Source organism: Nocardioides pelophilus, assembly GCF_014180685.1.
Taxonomy (GTDB): Bacteria; Actinomycetota; Actinomycetes; order Propionibacteriales; family Nocardioidaceae; genus Nocardioides; species Nocardioides pelophilus.
Genome location: NZ_JACEHF010000053.1, coordinates 1 through 22,167, shown reverse-complemented (window position 1 = coordinate 22,167; position 22,167 = coordinate 1). Strand labels below are relative to the sequence as shown.

Sequence of the window (22,167 nt, the reverse complement as noted above, 5' to 3'; positions counted from 1 at the left end):
GTCGCGATCGTGGTGGCGGCCCTGGTGCTGATCGGCGGTGGCATCACCGCCGCGGTCCTGGTGCTCGGCGGCGACGACGACAGTGACGACGCGAAGCGGAAGGTCACCCAGACGGTCACGCCGTCGACCGACATCCCGACGACGATCGACACGTCGATCCCGACGACCATCCCGACCACGATCGACACGTCGGTGCCGACCACGGTCGCCCCGCCGACCACCGACGCCGGTGGGCCGACGGAGGACCCGGCGATCACGTCGCAGGCCTACCTCGACTCGCTCGTGACAGGCAACTGCCTGGCGGTCCAGGGGCTGTCGACGCCCGAGTGGTTCGAGAGCGAGTACGGCAGCCAGCGCGGCTGCAAGCGTGCCTCGCCGCAGGCCGAGATGTCGGGCGCCGTGTACGACTTCGAGGAGCCGGTCGACAACGGCGACGGCTCGGTGACGATGATCGCCGCCGTCACCGCTCCCGACAACACCGAGTTCACCGCGACCTGGACGCTGGTCCCCTCCGACGACGGCACGACCTGGCTGGTCAGCTTCTTCGTGCTGATCTGACCTCCCCACGGTGGCGGGCCTGGTCACAGGTCCGCCACCCGGGGGCTCGGCCTCCTAGGCTGGGGTGATGGGAGTCGGCCACGGGCACGGGCACGCCGCCGGGCGCGCGGCCGACCGGGTGCGGCTGCGCTGGGTGCTCGGCGTCACCGGCAGCGTGCTGGTCGTCGAGCTGGTCGGCGCCTGGCTGAGCGGTTCGCTCGCCCTGCTCGCCGACGCCGGCCACATGGCCACCGACGCCGGTGCCGTGGTGCTCGCGCTCGGGGCGTCGTACGTCGCCGGCCTGCCGGGAGGACCGCGCTCGACCTTCGGCTACCACCGGGCGGAGGTGCTGGCGGCGCTGGTCAACGCCCTGGTGCTGCTCGGCGTGTGCGGCTACCTGGGCTACGCCGGGATCTCCCGGCTCGCCGACCCGGCCCACGTGGACGCCGACCAGCTGGTGCTGTTCGCGTCGTTCGGCCTGGTGGCCAACGCGGTCTCGATGGTGATCCTCCGGCGCTCGGACACCGGTTCGCTCAACCTGCGCGGCGCCTCCAACGAGGTGTTCGCCGACCTCCTCGGCTCGGTCCTGGCCGTTGCCGCCGGTGTCGTGATCTGGGTCTGGGACTGGCACCGCGCCGACCCGATCGCCTCCCTGGTGATCGCGGTGATGATCCTGCCCCGCGCGGTCGTGCTGATGAAGGACGCCGCCGTCGTGCTGCTCGAGATCGCCCCGGCCGGGCTCGAGCTCGAGGACGTACGGCGCCACCTGTGCGGCGTGCCCGGCGTGGTCGACGTGCACGACCTGCACGCGTGGACGATCACCAGCGGTATCCCCAGCCTCTCGGCGCACGTCACGGTCACCGACGAGGCGCTGGCCGAGCGCGGCGTCGGCCCGATCCTCGACGACCTCTGCGCGTGCGTCTCGACCCACTTCGAGGTGCGGCACGCGACGTTCCAGGTCGAGCCGCTCTCGCACGAGGCCCACGAGGACCTCGGCGAGCTGCACTAGCGGCACCGGGTCGACCCGCCGGACCGGCACCGGATGCTCGGGGGGCCGTCTATCGGGCCACCGAATATCGGACGTCCTTGCTGATTGGTCGCCCGCGATTTCCCGCCGCTAGCGTGTCCGCCGCTACGATTGTGGCCTGACTCACACGGCCGCACCACCCCCGCGGTCTGTGCTCAGGAGACCGGCCACCGGACAGCGGAGATCCCGCGGTCCGGCGACACGAAGGAGTGCTCGTGACTCATGCAGACGGCGGCTTCGGACCCGACCTCGTGGAGGTGTTCGGCCCGAGGCAGGAAGACGGCGGACCCGAGCTGATCCAGCTCCTGAGCCCTGAGGGCGAGCGGATCCACCACCCCGAGTTCGACATGGACTTCTCCGCCGACCAGCTGCGCGGCTTCTACCGCGACATGGTGCTGGTCCGCCGGATCGACGTCGAGGCGACGGCGCTGCAGCGGCACGGCGAGCTCGGGATCTGGGCCCAACTGCTCGGCCAGGAAGCCGCGCAGATCGGCGCCGGCCGCGCGGCCCGCCCGCAGGACTTCGTGTTCCCGACCTACCGCGAGCACGGCGTGGCCTGGTGCCGCGGGCTCGACCCGTTGAAGCTGCTCGGTCTGTTCCGCGGGGTCGACCACGGCGACTGGGACCCCTCCGAGTACAACTTCAGCCTCTACACGATCGTCATCGGTGCCCAGACCCTGCACGCGACCGGCTACGCCATGGGCATGCAGCGCGACGGCGTCGTCGGCACCGGCGACCCCGAGCGCGACGCCGCCGTGCTCGCCCACTTCGGCGACGGCGCCAGCAGCCAGGGCGACGTCAACGAGTCCTTCATCTTCGCCGCGTCCTACAACGCGCCGGTCGTCTTCTTCTGCCAGAACAACCAGTGGGCGATCTCGGAGCCGATCGAGCGGCAGAGCCGGATCCCGCTCTTCCAGCGGGCGCTCGGCTTCGGCTTCCCCGGCCTCCGGGTCGACGGCAACGACGTGCTCGCGACGTACGCCGTGACCCAGGCCGCCCTGCAGCGGGCCCGGGACGGGCAGGGCCCGACGCTGGTGGAGGCCTACACCTACCGGATGGGCGCGCACACCACGACCGACGACCCGACCCGCTACCGCGTCTCCGACGACGTCGAGCGCTGGAAGCTCAAGGACCCGATCGCACGGCTGGAGGTCTACCTCAAGCGCAACGGGCTCGCCGACGAGCAGTTCTTCGCCGACCTCGCCGAGGAGGCCGCCGCGCTCGGCCACACGCTGCGTGAGGGCTGCAAGGCGATGCCGGACCCGAAGCCGCTCGACATCTTCGACCGGGTCTACTCCGAGACGACGCCGGAGCTGGTCGCCCAGCGCGACGGCTTCGCGGCCTACCTCGCGACGTTCGAAGGGGCGCACTGATGACCACGAAGGTGACGCTCGCGAAGGCCCTCAACCTGGGCCTGCGCAAGGCGATGGAGGCCGACGACAAGGTCCTGCTGATGGGTGAGGACGTCGGCAAGCTCGGCGGCGTGTTCCGGATCACCGACGGGCTGCAGAAGGACTTCGGCGAGGACCGGGTGATCGACTCCCCGCTCGCCGAGTCCGGCATCGTCGGCACCGCGGTCGGCATGGCGATGCGCGGCTACCGGCCGGTGGTCGAGATCCAGTTCGACGGCTTCGTCTACCCCGCCTACGACCAGATCGTCTGCCAGGTCGCGAAGCTGCACTTCCGCAGCCAGGGCCGGGTCAAGATGCCGATGGTCATCCGGATCCCGTTCGGCGGCGGCATCGGTGCCGTCGAGCACCACTCGGAGTCGCCGGAGGCGCAGTTCGCGCACACCCCGGGGCTCAAGGTGGTCGCGGTCTCCAACCCGGTCGACGGCTACTGGATGATCCAGCAGGCGATCGCCCACGACGACCCGGTGATCTTCCTCGAGCCGAAGCGGCAGTACCACGCCGACAAGGCCGAGCTGGACGACACCGTCGAGCCCGGTCCGCTGTTCGCCTCGCGCCTGGTCCGTCCGGGGCGCGACGCGACACTGCTGGCCTACGGCCCGACCGTCAAGACCTGCCTCACCGCGGCCGAGGCCGCGGCCGGCGACGGCACCTCGCTCGAGGTCATCGACCTGCGCACGCTGTCGCCGCTCGACATGGGCCCGGTCTACGAGTCCGTACGTCGCACCGGCCGGGCCGTCGTCGTCCACGAGGCTCACGTCAACCTCGGCCTCGGAGCCGAGCTGGCGGCGCGGATCACCGAGGAGTGCTTCTACTCGCTGGAGGCTCCGGTGCTTCGCGTCGGCGGCTTCGACACGCCCTACCCGGCGTCGCGGATCGAGGAGGAGTGGCTCCCCGACCTCGACCGAGTCCTCGATGCCGTCGACCGCAGTCTGGAGATGTGACCGTGCCCGAGTACCTGCTCCCCGACGTCGGCGAGGGCCTCACCGAGGCCGAGATCGTGACCTGGAAGGTGAAGGTCGGCGACCAGGTCGCCATCAACGACGTCGTCGTCGAGATCGAGACCGCGAAGTCGCTGGTCGAGCTGCCGTCGCCGTACGCCGGCGAGGTGACCGCGATCCTCGTCGCCGAGGGCGAGACCGTGCCCGTCGGCACCCCGATCATCGCAATCGGCGCTCCCGCCGAGGCGACCGGCGAGGCTCCGGAGAGCCCGGCGTCCGACCCGAAGGCGGACATGGTCATCGACCTGTCCAACCCGGCGGCGAGCGGCGGCGGCGAGGGCGAGTCCCTGGTCGGCCGCAACAAGGCCGACCGCGGTCCCACCCGCCGGGCACGGCGGCCACTGGTCGAGGCCGCGGGGGAGCGCACCGCGCGCGCCGACGTCCACGACCTCTACAACCAGAACGCGACCGACCAGCACGCGAAGGTCGAGCACATCGTCTCCGCCGTGCTCGGTGACGCCGAGCACCAGGCCCGCGCGGCCGGGGAGCCCACGGCCGGTCCCGTGTCGCTGCCCGCCGAGACGCCGGCCGCGACCGAGGCCGCGGGTGACGTCCGGGTGCTCGCCAAGCCGCCGGTCCGCAAGCTCGCCAAGGACCTCGGTGTCGACCTGCGCTCGCTGGAGCCGACCGGTCCCGACGGCACGGTCTCGCGAGCCGACGTCGAGCAGGCGGCCGGCGCACCGGGTTCCGACACGCCCACGCCCGGCGGCCCCGGCTACGCGGCCAGCGGAGCGCCCGGCGAGCGCGAGACCCGCGAGCCGATCAAGGGCGTGCGCAAGATGATGGCGTCCGCGATGACCGACTCGGCGTTCTCCGCGCCGCACGTCACCGAGTGGATGACCATCGACGCCACCGCGACGCTCGACCTGGTCGCGCGGCTCAAGGAGCGGCGCGAGTTCAAGGGCGTGAAGGTCTCCCCGCTGCTGGTCTTCGCCCGCGCGGTGCTGCTCGCGATGCGCCGCACGCCGATGATCAACTCGACCTGGGACGAGGCCGCCGGGGAGGTCGTGGTCAAGCACTACGTCAACCTCGGGATCGCGGCGGCGACGCCCCGCGGACTCGTCGTCCCCAACGTCAAGGACGCTCACGCGCTCAGCCTGGTCGAGCTCGCGCGTGCGATCGAGGAGCTCACCGCCACCGCCCGCGAGGGCCGCACCCAGCCGGCCGACATGGCGTCCGGCACCTTCACGATCACCAACGTCGGCGTGTTCGGCGTCGACGCCGGCACCCCGATCATCAACCGGGGCGAGTCCGCGATCCTCTGCATGGGTGCCATCCAGCCCAAGCCGTGGGTCGTGGGCGACCAGGTCGTGCCGCGTCAGGTCACCACGATCGCGCTGTCCTTCGACCACCGTCACATCGACGGCGCCACCGGGTCGCAGTTCCTCGCCGACGTGGCCGGCATCATCAGCGATCCCGCCACCGCCCTGCTGTTCTGACTTCTCGCACCCCACGACGAGGGGCGGATCGGGCGGAGCCGGGGCGGCTGTGGAGAGCGGCTGGCCGGTGGGGGGACGGCGCGGTAGGAACGGTGGGTGTCCACGCCGCCTGACGGGACGTTCCCCGAGCCCGGTGAGCGGATCGGTCCCTACGAGATCGTCCGCCGGCTCGGCGCGGGTGGGATGGGCGTGGTCTTCGAGGCGGTCGACCCGGCGCTCGAGCGCCGGGTGGCGCTCAAGGTGATCGCGCCGCACCTCGCCGGCGACCCGACCTTCCGGGCGCGGTTCGTCCACGAGGCGCAGGCCCAGGCGTCGCTCGACTCACCGCACGTGGTGCCGGTGTTCGCCCACGGCGAGGCGGACGGCGCGCTCTACCTCGCGTCCCGGCTGATCCCCGACGGCGACCTCGGCGCGCTGATCGCCGGCTCCGGCCCGCCGCCCCCGCGGGTCGCGCTCGACCTGGTCGCCCAGGTCGCGGCCGGCCTCGCCGACGCCCACGCGACGGGCCTGGTCCACCGCGACATCAAGCCCGCCAACGTGCTGCTGCGGGTCCGCGGCGAGGAGGTGACGGCGTACCTCGCGGACTTCGGTATCGCCCACCGCGACGACTCCGAGCACGGGCCGACCGCGCGCGGCGTGGTCGGCACGCCGGGCTACCTGGCGCCCGAGGTGCACGCGGGCGGACCGCCCGGTACGGCGAGCGATCTGTACTCGCTCGGCTGCCTCCTGTGGGCGGCGCTGACCGGGCGCGCGCCGTACGCCGGTACGACGGACGACGCGCTGGCGTGCGCGCACGCGTCGGCCCCGATCCCGCAGCTCGCCGGCGCCGGGCCTTTCGACCGCGAGGTCAACCGGATCCTGCGCCGGGCGATGGCCAAGCACCCGGGCGAGCGCTACCCGTCGGCCGGCGCGCTGCGCGACGACCTGCGCCGGGTGCTCCGCGACCACCGAGCGCCGTCGCCCGCTCGGCGCACCCCGCGTGCGGTGGCCCCCGTGCTGCTGGCGGTCGTCGCGGCCGGCCTGGTCGGCCTGGTCGTCGCGGTCGGCGCGTGGGCGCCCGACGACGAGCAGACGGCCGTCGACAACATCGCCGCGGCGCTGGTCGAGGGGGCCGGCTTCGGTCAGGCAGAGGCCGACTGCGCGGCCCGCGCGCTGGTGCAGCGGACCGGCGCCGCCGACCTGCGGCAGCAGGGCGTCCTCGACGAGGACCTCGAGCTCGTCGTCGACCCCGACGCCGGCGTCGACCCCGGGATCCTCGCCACCATCATCGACGTCAGCGTGTCGTGCGTGTTCGAGCCGGTCCCCGCTGCCGGTCGGCCGGTCAGCCCGTCAGCGGGTCAGCCGTCCGCCAGCCGGATCAGTCCGGCGACGGTGGCGACGTACAAGGTGCCGTCCGGTCCGAGATAGATCGACGCGTAGTGGTTGTTCCACTGGATCCCCGTGCCGGTCAGCCTGCTCCACGCGACCTTGCCGGTGCGGATGTCGATCGCGGTGAGGTACCACGCATCGATCAGGTCGTTGCGGACCGGCTTCGTGTAGGCGTAGACGAGACCGTTGCCCAGCGACGCCTTCGGCACCGACGTCGGAGCGATCACGTCGTTGTTGGTCCAGGCCACCCGGCAGCCGTCGGACTGGATGAGCACCCGCGCCATCCCGGGGGTCGTCGACCGGCCGAGCATCGTCGCCTGGACGCCGTTGTAGCCGTAGTTGTTCTCGATGATCACCGAGCTGCCGGCCGCCACCAGGCTGTTCTCGGTCGCGCTCGCGCCCGCCGCGAGGACGGGCACCCGGCAGTGCAGCCGTTTGCTGATCCCGCGCCGGCGGTCGTAGACGACGACGTTGGTGCGCGGCTCGGCGTTGTCGGCGATCACGATCCACCGCTTCCCGATCAGGGTCGGCGAGGTGCCGGACCCCTGCGACAACGTCCCAGGCTTCTGCTGGGTGCCACGGTCGTAGGGGAGGCGCCAGGTGACGCGCGGCTGGCCCGAGAGCGCCGCGTCCATCCGGTACGTCGCGTGCGTCGTGACGAGGTACATGGCGCCGGTCTCGTCGCCGGACACCGAGTTGAAGATGCCCTCGCCGGCGGGGAGCCGGGCCACCTTCACCTGGCCGGTGGCGCGGTCGAGCGTGCCGACGACGCCCTGCTGGCTGAACCACCACAGCCGGCCGTTCCAGTCGACACCGGTGGCGACCAGGCAGTCGCCCTCGTCGAGGTAGGACGCCATCGGCCAGTCCTCGACCCGGGTGAGGGTCCCGTCCGCGGCCACCTCGACCTCGGCGATGCCGGAGTCCGTCGTGGTCGCGAACGCGTGGTCGTCCGGGTCGAGGAAGAAGTAGGTGCCGCCGCAGATGTCGGTGAGCGGGTTGGCGCCGCTGGTGAGGTCGCGCTGGGAGATCTGGAGCTCGTCGATCACATCGAGGGAGACGGGGTCGACCACCATCATCGTGAAGCCCTCGAGGCCGCCGCACAGCCCGACGATCCGGTCGCGGGAGTCGAAGGCGATGGTGGCGCACTCGCGGACGCCGTAGCTCCGCGACCGGAGCGTGAGGTCGTGCCCGACCGGCCCGCTGACGGCGTACGCGTCGGTGCTGTAGGCGTCGTTGTGCATGCTGCTGCGGCCGTTGGGCGCGAGGTACGGGTTCTGCGGTACGACGGGCGCGGTCATCGGTCGCGGCGTCGCCTCCGCGCCCTCGAACTGCGGGACCAGCAGGTCGGTCGGCAGCGACGGGATCGGCAGCCCGGGCACGGCCGGGATCGGCGGCAGGCCGGGGTCCTCCGCGGCAGCAGGGGCGAACGGGCCGGTCAGGATCGCAAGGCCGGCGGCGGCGGCCACGGCCTGCGCAACGGGGAGCAGGCGCATCGTTCGTCCTCCGGTCGTTGTTCGGGTGGTCTCGTGACGGTCGCTGCGCGACCTCCTCGACCAACGACCGGGGGGTGGTCTCGTGACGGTCGCTGCGCGACCTCCTCGACCGACGACCGGGGGGTGGTCTCATGACGGTCGCTGTGCGACCTCCTCGACCAACGACCGGGGGGTGGTCTCGTGACGGTCGCTGCGCGACCTCCTCGACCAACGACCGGGGGGTGGTCTCATGACGGTCGCTGCGCGACCTCCTCGACCGACGACCGGGGGGTGGTCTCGTGACGGTCGCTGCGCGACCTCCTCGACCGACGACCGGGGGGTGGTCTCGTGACGGTCGCTGCGCGACCTCCTCGACCGACGACCGGGGGGTGGTCTCGTGACGGTCGCTGTGCGACCTCCTGGACCGACGAGCGGGGGGTGGTCTCGTGACGGTCGCTGTGCGACCTCCTCGACCGACGAGCGGGGGGGTCTCGTGACGGTCGCTGCGCGACCTCCTCGACCGACGTCGCGACTCAGTCGCGCGGCGGCGTCGTGGGGCTCAGCAGCCACGCGTCGAAGAAGTCGCTCAGCTCCTCGCCGGTCTCCTGCTCGATCCAGGCGAGGTACTCCACGCGGTCGGCGGTGTCGTTCTCCTGGTCCGCCGGCCAGTCGCGGAGCAACCCGAAGAACACGTCGTCGCCGAGCCGCTGGCGAAGCTCGTGCCACATCAGCGCGGGACCGAAGTAGATGTTGCCGGACCCGAAGTTGGTCGGGTCGTAGTCACCCGGCGGGCCGGCGTAGTCGCGCTCGTCGCCCTCGAAGAGCGCCCAGTCGTCCATCTTCTGGTCGATGGTGATGCCCTCCTCCTCGGCCTCCCACATGCCCTGCAGGTACATCGCCATGCCCTCGTTCATCCACACGTCGCTCCAGTCGGCGGGGGTGACCGTGTCGCCGTACCAGTGGTGGGCCAGCTCGTGGATCACGACCGCCCTCGAGGTGGCGTACGGCGTCGCGCCCAGGGTGACCATGGTCTGGGTCTCCATGCCGCTCTCGCCGTCGTAGATGAGGATCCCGAAGGTGTCGAACGGGTAGGGCCCGAGGTACTGCTCGAGCCAGTCCATGGCCTCGCCGGCGTACTCCGTCTCGCCGATGGCCTCCGGATCGTCCGTGGGACCCCAGATCGTGATCGGGATGCCGCGCGAGGACTGCAGCTCGGTCGGCGTGTAGTCGGCGAACGCCACCGTCACGAGGTACGACGACGCGGGCTCGGCCAGGTGCCAGGTGCTGGTCCGCAGGCCGGAGTCCACGGTGGTGTCGGTGAGCTCGCCGTTCGCGACGCCGGTCCAGGGCTCGGGCACGGTGAGCGTGAAGTCGTAGAAGGCCTTGTCGGCGGGCTGGTCGTTGACGGCGTACCAGGTGAACGCGCCGTACGGCTCCTGGATCGTCCACACCTCGTGCTCCGGGGTCACGTGCCACCCGACACCGAGCCGGAAGTCCGACCGTTGGGTGGGGGCGTCGAAGGGCTGGGGAGTGCCGGAGTAGGTCATCTCCAGCAGGTACTCCTCGTTCGCCTCGACGGCGTGCCGGACCACCAGGTCCTTGTCGGCCCGGTCGTAGGCGGTGTCCACGCCGTCGACGGTGAGGGTCTCGATCGCCAGGGCGTCGTCGAAGTCCAGCTGGACGCGGTCCGCGTCGGCGGTCGCACGGAAGGTCAGCCGCTCGGTGGCGACCAGGGTGTCGGACTCCGGAGTCCACGCCAGGGCGAGGTCGTAGTGGAGAGCATCGACCAGCGGGTCGCCGACCTCCGGGTAGACCGAGTCCTCACGGGTCTCGTTGACGGCCTCCTCGGTGTCGTCGGGCACGTCGGTGCCGGGCGACTCGGGCGACGCGGAGCCCGTCGGCGGCGGCGTGGACGGGCGGCTGTCACCGCCTCCGCTGGTGTCGTCGCAACCCGCCACGGCCAGCGAGAGAAGGGCCGCAGCAGCGACAATGCGAGGGAATCGGCGGATCACTGGCACATCATGCCCGTGACACGTGTCCAAACACGTTGTCCGACGTTAGACATATGCATCACCAGCGATCTGACCAGAGGTTACGATCGCCACGCCGCTCGGCCGATTTCTCGAGGGCCGGCCGGGACACATCTGTCTTAAGGAGACTTTTCCAATGCGACGTCTTGCCCTAGGGGGTGCGCTGCTCGCCATGATCAGCAGCGCGATCCTGCTCCCGGGTGGTCCGAGCCACGCCGCGCCCGTGGTGCCCACCCAATCTGCCGCAGCAGCGCCGCGGCCCACCAACTTCGGCCTGCACGCGATGGGCTACGGCACGCTGATCAAGGGCGGGGAGATTCCGGCCTCGTCGGGTGCGACCGGCTTTGCGCACATCGCGTGCACCACTCTCGCCGGCCTCAACCGGTCCAACGGCGTCGCGGGCGTCGACCTTCCCGGTCTCGGCACCATCGACGCGCTCGAGACCCGCGTCGCGACGGTCAAGAAGGGCAAGACCGTCACGGCGGTCTCGCACCACGCCCTCGCCGGCATCACCCTGTTCGAGTCGGCTCTCGGCAGCCTCTCGCTCGGTGCCGTGACCTCGACCGCTCGCGTCTGGCACAACGCCCAGGGCTTCCACTCGGAGGTCAACTCCGAGGTCGCCGGCGTCGTGCTCACGCCTCCCGGCGGTGACCCGCAGGTGATCGCGATCCCGGCCCCCGGCACCCCGATCGAGATCCCGGGCCTGCTTCGGATCACGCTCGGCGAGAACAAGGTCGACAAGCGCGCGCACTCCATCTTCGCGCGTGCCCAGGGCCTGCTGATCGAGATCCTCCCGACCAACACCAAGGTCAAGATCGCCCTCTCGCGGGCCCGGATGACCGACGAGGTCGTCAACTCGCTGATGAGCGGCTACGCAGCCGGTCTCAAGGGCAAGGTGCTCAACGTCGGTGACGACACCATCGTCACCGTGGGTCGCCTGCCCACGAAGCCGCTCCCCTGCGAGGGCACGGGCGGTGTCGTGAAGCAGACCAAGACGGTGGGCCTCGACATCCCGTCCGCCGTCTCCGTCGGAGCTGCGCAGGCCAAGGTCTTCGGCACGCAGGCCGGCCGTCGCCGGGCCCGTGCGTGGACCGAGGGCTCGATCGCCGAGGTCAACCTCGGTGGTGGCCAGCTCATCATCGAAGGCATCGTGGCTCGCGCCAACGTGATCCGTCGCCCCGGCAAGCTGATCCGCAACAGCAACGGGACGAAGTTCATCTCGATCACTGCCAACGGTGAGCCTCAGGAGATCCCGGACACCGGCACGCTCGAGATCCCGGGTCTGGCGAAGATCGAGTTCGGCGTGGAGACGCTGATCCGCGGTGGCATCGAGGTGATCGCGCTCCGGATCACGCTGCTCGACGGTGTGGGCGCGGTGATCGACCTCGGCGTCGCGCGCACCCAGGTCAAGAAGGCGATCCTCTGACCCGGTCGCACTGAACACACGAAGGCCGCTCCCCGCGAGGGGGGCGGCCTTCGTCCTTTTCGTCGACACCGAGTGCGTCGACACGCAGGCAGACCCCGGGTGCGGTTTCAGGTCATTCGACCTAGAGGCCGTTGCCTCGGGCCGCCTGCGTCGTTGAGGAGGTGGCGGCGGTCACCTCGACCGCCGGTCGAACGGGTGGAAGCAAGGGGTCGGCGTGGAGCGGAAGCAGTCTGTGCGGGTGGGGCTCTCGGTCTTGGCAGCGGCAGCCGTCGTGGCGGCCGCGCTGTCGGTCCCGGGTGACGGCATCGGCGGCACGGTCGACCTGGTCGCCGCTTCCGAGCGCGACCAGCAGGCGCAGGGCGTGCCGCACGTCGACCCGCCCGGAGCGGACCCGCACCACCACGACGCCGACCCGGCCACCAAGAACCTGATCTCCCGCGCCGGCTTCGAGGAGGGGACGGTCGACCCGACCACCGCCGAGCAGCGGCTCGCCTCGGCGTCGTACGTCGAGCGCGAACGCGCCCTCCCGGACCCCCGACTGGTCCCGACCCCGGCCTATCCGGCGCGCACCACCGTGCCGCAGACCCGGTTCGCGATGGCCGGAGCGTGCTACACGCTGCAGGCGCCGTCGGGCGCCTACGTCGTGCGCGACGGCACGTCGGTCAGCGTGGCTGCCGTCCCGGCTGCTGGGGCCGCGCAGCTCTTCTTCAAGGCCACCCGTCTCGGCGGCTACCTCCTCCACACCGCCGACGGCGTGCTCGCCAGCACCGATGGCACCGTCGAGATCGTCGCCGAGCCGAGCCCGGACGCCGACTGGACCGTGAAGCGGGGCGCGACCGGCCGGTTCGTGTTCCGCAACGTTGCCGGCGACTCACTGGCCGCCTCCGGTGGCGGTCTGGTCGGCGGCACCCAGGCGTCCGCGTTCCGGCTGCGGCTCGCGAGCGGCGACTGCGCGGACTACCCGGAGGCCGACATCAACATCACGGGGGCTCCGTACGGCGGCGCCACGTCGTACCAGGAGGTGCGCGGATACGTCGACGCGCACACCCACGGGATGGCCTTCGAGTTCCTCGGCGGCAAGGTCCACTGCGGCCGGCCGTGGCACGAGTACGGCGCGCCGTACGCGCTCGTCGACTGTCCCGACCACTCCCTGACCCAGGGCAACGGCGCGATCCTGGAGGCGTTCCTCAGTGGTGAGGCGTCGCACGACCCGGTCGGCTGGCCGACCTTCAAGGACTGGCCCGCGCCGGAGTCGCTGACCCACGAGGGCACCTACTACCGGTGGCTCGAGCGCGCGTGGCGCGGCGGACAGCGGCTGTTCGTCAACCTGCTGGTCGAGAACAACAAGCTCTGCCAGCTCTACCCGCTCAAGCGGAACTCCTGCGACGACATGGACTCGATCCGGCTGCAGGCGCAGGACATGTACGAGTTCCAGGACTACGTCGACGCGCAGTTCGGCGGGCCCGGCAAGGGCTTCTACCGGATCGTGCGCACGCCGTACGAGGCGCGTCAGGTCATCAACGCCGGGAAGATGGCGGTGGTGATGGGCATCGAGACCAGCATCCCGTTCGGCTGCACGGTCAAGATCGTGCTCGGCAAGGACCGGCCCGCGTGCGACGCGGCCGAGATCGACGCCAACCTGGACGAGATGCACGCGCTCGGCGTTCGTCAGATGGAGCTGGTCAACAAGTTCGACAACGCGCTGGCGGGCGTCGCCGGCGACTCCGGCGAGGTCGGGGTGCTGGTCAACTCGGCGAACTTCCTCGAGACGCTGTCCTTCTGGCAGATGGAGCACTGCGAGCCGGCCGACGGCGTGAGCCACGACAACAACCAGACCCAGCTGCCGGCCCTGCCCGAGCAGGACGCGATCTTCGGCGCGATCTTCGAGCTGTTCGGCGGCGCGGTCGAGGTGCCGGCGCTGCCGGTCTACCCGCCGCCCGCGCACTGCAACAAGCGCGGACTGACCAAGCTGGGTGAGCACCTCATCCGCGCGCTGGCGCAGCGGCACATGATCTTCGACCCCGACCACATGAGCGTGAAGGCGCGACAGGCGTCGATGGACCTGATCGAGGAGCTCGGCTACCCGGGCGTCCTCTCGAGCCACTCCTGGTCGACCCCTGACACCTACCCGCGGATCTACCAGGCCGGCGGCTTCATCACGCCGTACGCCGGCGACTCGACCGGCTTCGTCGACAAGTGGCGGCAGCACGTCGAGTGGGCCGACCCCCGCTACTACTGGGGCATCGGCTTCGGCGCCGACATCAACGGCTTCGGCGCGCAGGGCGACCCGCGTGGTGCGGACGTGCCGAACCCGGTCAGCTATCCGTTCACCGGCCTCGGCGGAGTCCAGATCGACAAGCAGCGGGCAGGGGAGCGGGTCTGGGACATCAACGTCGACGGCGTCGCGCAGTACGGCCTCTACCCCGACTGGGTCCAGGACCTCGGCATGGTCGCCGACGCTCAGGACGCCGGCGACGGCGACGCGATCCGAGACGACATGGCGCGCGGCACGGAGGCCTACCTCCAGATGTGGGAGCGGGCGCTCGGCATCGCGCCCGACTCGTGCCGCAACCCGGGCCTCCGCAAGACCGTCAGCAGGGTGAAGGACCTGGTGGAGCCGGGCCTGACGACGACGCAGGTGATGCGTCGGGTCGGTCAGCCCTTCCGGCGCCTCGGGAACACGTTCGGCGTGTGCGCGAAGACGGCCTCCGACCCGCGGGTCATGGTCAAGATCGAGTTCGACAAGACCGGCAAGGTGGTCCGCATCGGGTGAGGCGATCCTCACTCTGAAGCAGAGGTTACTTGCGGGTAAGATCCAGCACTTGGGCCGCCAGCCCCGGTTCTGACCAACGGACGCGAGATTCCGTAGTCTGACCCCGATTCCCCGGAGCTTTGGAGTGTTGACGTTGGACGGAATGACCGTGACCCTCGTCGTTGGGCTGCTGCTGAACGCCATCATCTTGCCGCTCGCGGCCAAGCGGGTGTTCTTCCTGTACCGCCTGATCTCCCACGGTCAGCCGGCTCCGGACCGCATGGAGAACATCACCAAGCGCACCGCGGCCGCCGTCGGCGGCCAGCTGCGTGAGGTGCTCGGCCAGCGTCGGCTGCTGAAGTGGACGATCCCGGGCATCGCGCACTCGTTCGTCATGTACGCGTTCCTGATCCTCGGCACGGTCTACGTCGAGGCGTACGGCGTACTCCTGTCCCGCAACCCGGAGTGGGCCATCCCGGTGGTCGGTCGTTGGGACGTGCTCGGCTTCGCCCAGGACCTGATCGGCGTCCTGTGCCTGGTGGGCCTCGTGCTCTTCTACCTCATCCGGATGCGCAACCAGCCGGCGAAGCTCGGCCGCAAGTCCCGGTTCTCCGGCTCCCACCTCGGTGGGGCCTACCTCGTCCTCTTCATGATCTTCAACGTCATCTGGACGATGTTCCTCTTCCGCGGCGCCGCGGCTGCTGCCGGCAACCTGCCCTACGGCGACGGTGCCTTCGCCTCGCAGGCGGTCGGCCGCCTGCTCGACGGGATCAACCACGACACCCTCGAGGTCGTCGAGCACGTCGGCCTGCTGCTGCACATCGGCATCATGCTGGTGTTCCTCATCGACGTGCTCCACTCCAAGCACCTGCACATCTTCGTCGCGCCGCTCAACGTCATGTTCAAGCGTCCCGACGCGGCGTCCATCGGCGACGGCGGCAACAAGACGTCGGTGGCGCTCGGTGCCGTCAAGCCGATGATGAACGACGGCAAGCCGGTCACCCTCGACGATGTCGACGACCTCGACGAGGACGCCACGCTCGGCATCGGCAACATCAACGACTTCTCGTGGAAGGGCGTGCTCGACTTCGCGTCCTGCACCGAGTGCGGCCGCTGCCAGTCGCAGTGCCCGGCGTGGAACACCGAGAAGCCGCTGTCTCCCAAGATGCTGATCATGAACCTCCGCGACCACGCGTTCGCGGCGGCGCCGTACAACCTGGCGTCCGAGGACAAGCGCGGCTCGCTCGACCCGGCGATCGTCGCCGAGGCGGAGCGCCCGCTCGTCGGTGAGACCGAGGGCCTCGCCTGGCACCCGGACGGCGGCGCGGTCATCGACACCGACGTGCTGTGGTCCTGCACCAACTGCGGTGCCTGCGTCAACCAGTGCCCGGTCGACATCGAGCACGTCGACCACATCACCGACATGCGGCGCTACCAGGTGCTGGTCGAGTCCAACTTCCCCTCCGAGCTCAACGGTCTCTTCCGTGGCCTCGAGAACAACGGCAACCCGTGGAACATGTCGCCGCGCGGTCGGATGGACTGGGCCAAGGACCTCCCGTTCGACGTCAAGGTGGTCGGCGAGACGATCGAGTCGCTCGACGAGGTCGACTGGCTGTTCTGGGTCGGCTGCGCCGGTGCCTACGAGGATCGGGCGAAGAAGACCACGCGCGCCGTGGCCGAGCTGCTCGACCTGGCCGACGTCTCCTTCGGGGTGCTCGGCAACGGCGAGACCTGCACCGGTGACTCGGCGCGCCGCGCGGGCAACGAGTTCGTGTTCCAGGGCCTGGCCCAGCAGAACATCGAGACGCTCAAGGACGCGAAGGCCAAGCAGGTCGTGTCCACGTGCCCGCACTGCATGAACACGCTCAAGAACGAGTACCGCGACCTCGGTATCGAGCTCGACGTCATCCACCACACCCAGCTGCTCAACCGGCTGGTCCGCGAGGGCAAGCTGACTCCCGTCGCGTCCGGCGAGGGTGCCCACCAGCGCAAGATCACCTACCACGACCCGTGCTTCCTCGGTCGCCACAACCAGGTCTACACGCCCCCGCGCGAGCTGCTGCAGATCATGCCGGGGGCAGAGGTCACCGAGATGGAGCGCAGCGGCGAGCGGTCGTTCTGCTGCGGCGCCGGCGGTGCCCGGATGTGGATGGAAGAGACCATCGGCGAGCGGATCAACGTCAACCGCACCAACGAGGCGGTCGCCACCGGCGCCGACCAGATCGCGGTCGGCTGCCCGTTCTGCCGGGTGATGCTGGCCGACGGTCTCACCGAGGCCCAGGACAACGGCTCCGCCCGCGCGGAGGTCGAGGTCCTCGACGTCGCGCAGATGCTCCTCGCGTCGGTCAAGGGCGAGGTCGCCACCAAGCTCAAGCCGGGCGAGGGCGCCAAGCCCGGCGCGGCCAAGGCCAAGAAGGCCGCCGAGGAGGAGCTGGACGACCCGGCCGCCGTCGGCGCCGCCGCGAAGGCCTCGTCCGGTTCGGGCGGGTCGCTGTTCGACGAGGCGCCGGCCGAGGCCGAGAAGCCGGTCGCCAAGAAGGAGTCGTCGGGCGGGTCGCTCTTCGACGAGGCCCCGGCCGAGGCCGAGAAGCCGGCTGCCAAGAAGGAGTCGTCCGGCGGGTCGCTCTTCGATGCGGCGCCGGCCGCGGAGGCCAAGCCCGAGGCGAAGTCTGAGGCGGAGTCTGAGGCGAAGCCGGACGCGCCGGCCAAGCCCGCTGCCAGCGGTTCCCTGTTCGACGAGGGGGGCTCGCTCTTCGACGTGGCGGATTCCGCTCCTCCGGCGGAGGAGAAGAAGCCGGCCGAGACGAAGCCCGCTGCCGAGACGAAGCCGACTCCCGCGGCGAAGCCGGCTCCGGCCGCTCCCGCCCCGGCCGAGGCCGACCTGAGCGGCTCGCTCTTCGACGTGGTCGAGGCCGCCCCCGAGCCGACTGCTGCGCCGGAGCCTGCTGCCGAGGAGCCTGCCGCGGAGGAGGAGCCTGCTGCGGAGGAGGAGCCTGCGGAGGAGGAGCCTGCCGCCGAGGACAAGCCGGCGGCGAAGTCCCCCGCGCCCTCATCGGGCGAGAAGAACGAGCCCCGCACCGACACCAACATCAGCGAGGCGAGCTCTCTCTTCGACCTCTGACGGTCGAGTCGTGTGCCTGAGAACCCCGCAATAGGCGGTCTCAGGCACACGACCCATCGGGGGCATCGGTCGGCGGCGGAGTCGTGTGCCTGACAACGGCATATGACGCGGTCTCAGGCACACGACCGCTTGGTCGCGGGAACCGCCGGGCTGAACCAGCCCACGGGCAGGCAAGATGGGCCCGTGACTGACATCGCGAGCCTCGCCGACGAGTACCAGCAGTTCCGCTACCGCCAGAACCCGATGTGGGCGCACATGACGGGGGAGTACTCCGTCGCCGGCACCTACACCGACGTCAGCGCCGCTGCCGAGGCGGCGGGCGCCGCGGAGGCGCGGGGGTTCGCCGCGCGAGCCGAGGCGATCGCCGACGACGGCCTCGACGAGCAGGAGCGGCTGTCGCGGGCGGTGCTGGTCTGGGACGCCACGTCGACGGCCGAGCTCGGCGAGCTCCGCTCGGCCGAGTACGGCGCCAACCCGATCTTCGGCGCCCAGGCCTCGCTCGGGATGTACATCCCGAAGCTGTCGATCCCCACCCCCGAGGTGGCCGATGCGATGGTCGACAAGCTGCGCGGCGTGGCGACGTACTTCACCGACCTGGCGGACCGGCACCGTGATGGCGTCGCTGCCGGCCGCACCCCGGCGGCGTTCGCCGTCGCCGACACCATCGCGCAGCTCGACGAGTGGCTCACCTCTCCGGTTGCGGACGACCGGCTGCTCAAGATCGCCGCGACTCCCGACGGCGTCGACCGCGACGCGCTGATCGCCGGCCTGCGGCAGGTGGTCGAGGACGACGTGCGCCCCGCCCTCGCGACGTACCGCGCCGTGCTCTACGACGACGTGATGCCCGTCGCCCGGGAGGACGAGCAGGTCGGGCTGCGGCACGTGCCCGGCGGCGAGGAGGCCTACGCGACGCTCACCCGCTACTACACGACCACCGACCTGACGCCGCAGGAGATCCACGAGATCGGGCTGGCGCAGGTGGCCGAGCTCGAGCGGCAGTACGCCGAGCTCGGGCCGGCCGTCGTCGGCACCGATCACGTGCCGTCGATCCTCGCGGCGCTGCGCGACGATCCTGCTCTGCACCACACCAGCGCCGACGAGATCGTCGAGGCGTCGAAGGCCGCGATGGCCAAGGCGCGCGGGGTGATGGGCGACTGGTTCGGCCGGCTGCCGCAGTCCGACTGCGAGGTCGAGCCGACGACGAGCGGCGCGATCGCCTACTACTTCCGGCCGGCGATGGACGGCAGTCGCGGCGGCGTCTTCTTCATGAACGTGTCCGAGCCCGAGGGGTGGGGGCGCTACGAGATCGAGTCGACGTCGTACCACGAGGGCATCCCCGGGCATCACCTCCAGATCGCGATCGCCCAGGAGCTCGAGGGCATCCCCGACTTCCGCAAGACCGCGTTCGTCACGGCGTACAGCGAGGGTTGGGGTCTCTACTCCGAGCGGCTGGCCGACGAGATGGGTCTCTACGGCTCTCCGCTCGACCGGATGGGGATGCTCGCCGCCGACTCGATGCGCGCCTGTCGCCTGGTCGTCGACACCGGCATGCACGCGCTGGGCTGGACCCGGCAGCAGGCGATCGACTACCTCCTCGCCAACTCGGAGAAGTCCGTCGGCCACGCCACCGCCGAGATCGACCGCTATGCCGTGACGCCCGGTCAGGCGCTGTCCTACATGATCGGCAGGCTCGAGATGCTGCGCATCCGCGACGCGGCGAAGCAGCGCCAGCGCGACCGGTTCGACATCAAGGCCTTCCACGACGCGGTGCTCGAGTCGGGGGCGCTGCCGCTCTCGGTGCTCGCGGACCATGTCGCGCGGCGGCTGACCTGACGGGCCTTGCCTGAAAAACGAGAGTGGAAAGGAGTCCCGCTCCTTTCCACTCTCAAGGTATAGCGCTCAGGGGGGCTTGCCGCAAGACCCCCGTCAGGGCCCACAATCACCGGCCGTAGCCCCCTTGATCGAACGCCGCGATCGGAGCCGATGACGTGAACCCGCTGGCCACCAGCGCTTTCGACCTGCCCACCAGCCTTGCCGCCAAGGCCGACCCTGCCCTGATCGCGGACGACGAGCGGCACTTCGCCGCCATCGCGAGGAGCCTGGAGCAGTCGGTCGCGGACCTCTCCGACCGTCTCGACGCCGCCCGCAGGGAGTCGGGCGGCGCCGGCCAGGAGGCGATGGACCGCGACCTCGAGGTGCACCGGCTGACCGCGCGCCTGCGGACGCTGCGCCGGTACGGCCTCGACCTGTGCCTGGGACACATGGTCGGCTCCGACGGCAGCGAGCCGGTGTACGTCGGCCGCGCCGGCCTCACCGACCGCGACGGTCGGCGACTCCTCGTCGACTGGCGCTCGCCCGCGGCGGAGCCGTTCTTCGGTGCGACCCACGCCAACCCGATGGGCCTGGCGAGCCGGCGCCGCTACCGCTGGACCCTGGGCCGGATCAGCGACTACTGGGACGAGGTCTTCACCCCCGAGGGGTACGACGGACACGCCGCCGCGCTCGACGACCAGTCCGCCTTCATCGCCAGTCTCGGCAGCAGCCGGTCGCCGCGGATGCAGGACGTGCTCGGCACCATCCAGGCCGACCAGGACGCCATCATCCGGGCCGGGTCGCGCGGCGCCCTCGTCGTCGATGGCGGGCCGGGCACGGGCAAGACGGTCGTGGCCCTGCACCGCACGGCGTACCTCCTCTACGCCGACCCGCGACTGGGCCACCGCCGGGGCGGCGTCCTCTTCGTCGGCCCGCACCAGCCCTACCTGGCCTACGTCGCCGACGTGCTGCCGAGCCTCGGCGAGGAGGGCGTGCGGACCTGCACCCTGCGCGACCTGGTGCCCGAGGGGGCCGCGGCGGCGACCGAGACCGACCCGGAGGTGGCGCGGCTGAAGGCGTCCGCGGAGATGGTGGGGGCGATCGAGCCGGCCGTCCGGCTCTACGAGGAGCCGCCGACCGAGGGCATGGAGGTCGAGACCCCGTGGGTGGACCTGTGGCTCAGCGCCGACGACTGGGCGGAGGCGTTCGATGCGCCGGCTCCCGGAACCCCGCACAACGAGGCGCGCGACGAGGTCTGGGAAGCGCTGGTCACGATCCTGGCCGACAAGGTGGACCAGGAGGAGATCCCGACCGACCAGCTGCACCGGGCGCTGCGGCAGAACAGGGAGCTGACCACGGCACTGGCCCGGGCCTGGCCGATGATCGAGCCGACCGACCTGGTCGGCGACCTGTGGGAGGTGCCGGCGTACCTGCGCCGCTGCGCGCCGTGGCTCGAGCCCGACCAGGTGCGCGCGCTGCAGCGCGCCGATCCGCAGGCGTGGACGACCTCCGACCTGCCGCTCCTGGACGCCGCGCGGCACCGGCTCGGTGACCCCGAGGCCTCCCGCCGCCGGCGTCGCCACGATGCGGTGGTCGCAGCCGAGCGCGCCCAGATGGACCGCGTGGTCGACGAGCTGCTCCAGCTCGACGACGAGGACGGCATGCTGGCGCAGCTGCGGCAGGACGGCATCCGCGACGCCCTCGTCGACGACGCCGCCCTGCCCCAGGCCGACCCCGACCTGCTGGCCGGGCCGTTCGCGCACGTCGTGGTCGACGAGGCGCAGGAGCTGACCGACGCCGAGTGGCAGATGCTGCTGATCCGCTGCCCGTCCGGGAGCCTCACCATCGTCGGCGACCGCGCCCAGGCCCGCCACGGGTTCACCGAGTCGTGGGAGGAACGACTGGCGCGGATCGGGCTCGACCGGGTCGAGCTGGCCTCGCTGAGCATCAACTACCGGACGCCGGAAGAGGTGATGACCGAGGCCGAGCCGGTCATCCGGGCCGCCCTCCCGGACGCCAACGTGCCGACCTCGGTCCGCAGCACCGGCGTACCCGTGGCGTACGGCGACGTGGCGGACCTGCGGACGGTGCTCGACTCCTGGCTCGCGGAGCATGCCGAGGGCGTCGCTTGCGTCATCGGCGTCGGCGACATCCCGGCCGGTGCGTTGCCGGCGACGTCGCGCGTCCGGTCGCTCACTCCGGAGCTGTCGAAGGGCCTGGAGTTCGACCTCGTCGTGCTCGTCGATCCCGACTCGTTCGGCGGTGCGGGCCGCGGGGGCATCGAAGGAGCGGTCGACCGCTACGTCGCGATGACCCGGGCGACGCAGCGGCTGGTGGTCCTTCGCTAGATGTTGGTCGGGATGTGCATGACGGTGCCGCCGTCGACGACGAACTCCGCGCCGGTGGTGAAGGACGACTCGTCGCTGGCCAGGAAGACCACGAAAGCCGCGACCTCCTCGGGCCGGCCGGGGCGGCCGAGCGGGATCGGGATCAGGTTCTCGGGCATCTGGTCGGTGGCCGGGGTGCTGATCCGGCCCGGATGGATCGAGTTGCACCGGATCCCGTGCGGCGCGAGCTCCATCGCGACCGACTTGGTGAGCCCGGTCAGGCCCCACTTCGACGCGACGTAGCCGTGCGCCCAGGGGGTGCCGCGCAGCCCCTCGATCGAGGAGGTGTTGATGATCGAGCCGCCACCGGCGGCGATCAGCGCGTCGGCGGCGGCGCGGATGCCGAGGAACGCGCCGGTCAGGTTGACGTCGAGCATCTGCTGCCA

The 22,167-nt window shown here is 71.1% G+C and carries 13 protein-coding genes and 1 pseudogene; 11 read left to right on the top strand and 3 right to left on the bottom strand.

The annotated features are described in order from the left end of the window. The 6 genes and pseudogenes from H0488_RS10990 to H0488_RS10965 form a co-directional block, all read left to right on the top strand. Positions 1-558 (top strand): annotated as a pseudogene (locus H0488_RS10990) (hypothetical protein); the annotation flags it as partial. A gap of 67 nt (positions 559-625) precedes the next feature. Then, positions 626-1,546 (top strand): cation diffusion facilitator family transporter, encoded by a 921-nt coding sequence (locus H0488_RS10985; protein ID WP_183099316.1) that lies wholly within the window; start codon positions 626-628, stop codon positions 1,544-1,546. A 233-nt stretch (positions 1,547-1,779) separates the two neighbouring features. Further along, entirely contained in the window at positions 1,780-2,937 is a 1,158-nt protein-coding gene (pdhA, locus tag H0488_RS10980) for a pyruvate dehydrogenase (acetyl-transferring) E1 component subunit alpha (protein ID WP_376768464.1), read from the top strand. After that, on the top strand, positions 2,937-3,917 hold the full coding sequence (locus tag H0488_RS10975; RefSeq protein ID WP_183099314.1) for an alpha-ketoacid dehydrogenase subunit beta: 981 nt from the start codon (positions 2,937-2,939) through the stop codon (positions 3,915-3,917). The genes pdhA and H0488_RS10975 overlap by 1 nt, the downstream gene beginning before the upstream one ends. Before the next feature lie 2 nt (positions 3,918-3,919). Beyond that, entirely contained in the window at positions 3,920-5,413 is a 1,494-nt protein-coding gene (locus H0488_RS10970) for a dihydrolipoamide acetyltransferase family protein (RefSeq protein ID WP_312856289.1), read from the top strand. Between the two features lie 96 nt (positions 5,414-5,509). Then, positions 5,510-6,820 carry a serine/threonine-protein kinase gene (locus H0488_RS10965; protein WP_183099312.1) on the top strand — a complete coding sequence of 437 codons (1,311 nt, stop codon included), beginning with the start codon at positions 5,510-5,512 and terminating at the stop codon, positions 6,818-6,820. Here the strand turns inward: H0488_RS10965 and H0488_RS10960 are convergent. Continuing rightward, positions 6,751-8,274 (bottom strand): hypothetical protein, encoded by a 1,524-nt coding sequence (locus H0488_RS10960; RefSeq protein WP_183099311.1) that lies wholly within the window; start codon positions 8,272-8,274, stop codon positions 6,751-6,753. The two genes, H0488_RS10965 and H0488_RS10960, sit on opposite strands and share 70 nt — an antisense overlap. Before the next feature lie 512 nt (positions 8,275-8,786). Further along, the gene (locus H0488_RS10955; RefSeq protein WP_183099310.1) at positions 8,787-10,265 is read right to left on the bottom strand and encodes a M1 family metallopeptidase; all 1,479 of its coding nucleotides are present in this window, start codon (positions 10,263-10,265) and stop codon (positions 8,787-8,789) included. Positions 10,266-10,419: 154 nt separating this feature from the next. Here H0488_RS10955 and H0488_RS10950 point away from each other — a divergent pair, with 154 nt between their 5' ends. The 5 genes from H0488_RS10950 (at position 10,420) to helR (ending at position 21,742) form a co-directional block, all read left to right on the top strand. Then, positions 10,420-11,709, top strand: a complete 1,290-nt coding sequence (locus H0488_RS10950) for a choice-of-anchor P domain-containing protein (RefSeq protein WP_183099309.1) — start codon at positions 10,420-10,422, stop codon at positions 11,707-11,709. Positions 11,710-11,947: 238 nt separating this feature from the next. Then, positions 11,948-14,482: a hypothetical protein gene (locus tag H0488_RS10945; RefSeq protein WP_183099308.1), complete on the top strand. Its 2,535-nt coding sequence runs from the start codon at positions 11,948-11,950 to the stop codon at positions 14,480-14,482. 142 nt (positions 14,483-14,624) lie between these two features. Then, the gene (locus H0488_RS10940) at positions 14,625-17,582 is read left to right on the top strand and encodes a (Fe-S)-binding protein (protein WP_183099307.1); all 2,958 of its coding nucleotides are present in this window, start codon (positions 14,625-14,627) and stop codon (positions 17,580-17,582) included. Between the two features lie 183 nt (positions 17,583-17,765). Continuing rightward, positions 17,766-19,415 carry a DUF885 domain-containing protein gene (locus H0488_RS10935; RefSeq protein WP_183099306.1) on the top strand — a complete coding sequence of 550 codons (1,650 nt, stop codon included), beginning with the start codon at positions 17,766-17,768 and terminating at the stop codon, positions 19,413-19,415. A 155-nt stretch (positions 19,416-19,570) separates the two neighbouring features. Further along, positions 19,571-21,742: an RNA polymerase recycling motor ATPase HelR gene (gene helR, locus H0488_RS10930; RefSeq protein ID WP_183099305.1), complete on the top strand. Its 2,172-nt coding sequence runs from the start codon at positions 19,571-19,573 to the stop codon at positions 21,740-21,742. On the opposite strand, the gene H0488_RS10925 is transcribed toward helR, so the two are convergent. Continuing rightward, on the bottom strand, positions 21,739-22,167 hold a 429-nt coding region (locus tag H0488_RS10925; RefSeq protein ID WP_183099304.1), incomplete at its 5' end, for an SDR family oxidoreductase. The genes helR and H0488_RS10925 overlap by 4 nt on opposite strands.

Bases quoted from the DNA above. Each gene is read 5' to 3' on its own strand.
- H0488_RS10960 (WP_183099311.1), bottom strand. From the start codon at position 8,274: ATGCGCCTGCTCCCCGTTGCGCAGGCCGTGGCCGCCGCCGCCGGCCTT.
- H0488_RS10985 (WP_183099316.1), top strand. From the start codon at position 626: ATGGGAGTCGGCCACGGGCACGGGCACGCCGCCGGGCGCGCGGCCGAC.
- H0488_RS10950 (WP_183099309.1), top strand. From the start codon at position 10,420: ATGCGACGTCTTGCCCTAGGGGGTGCGCTGCTCGCCATGATCAGCAGC.
- H0488_RS10940 (WP_183099307.1), top strand. From the start codon at position 14,625: ATGACCGTGACCCTCGTCGTTGGGCTGCTGCTGAACGCCATCATCTTG.
- H0488_RS10975 (WP_183099314.1), top strand. From the start codon at position 2,937: ATGACCACGAAGGTGACGCTCGCGAAGGCCCTCAACCTGGGCCTGCGC.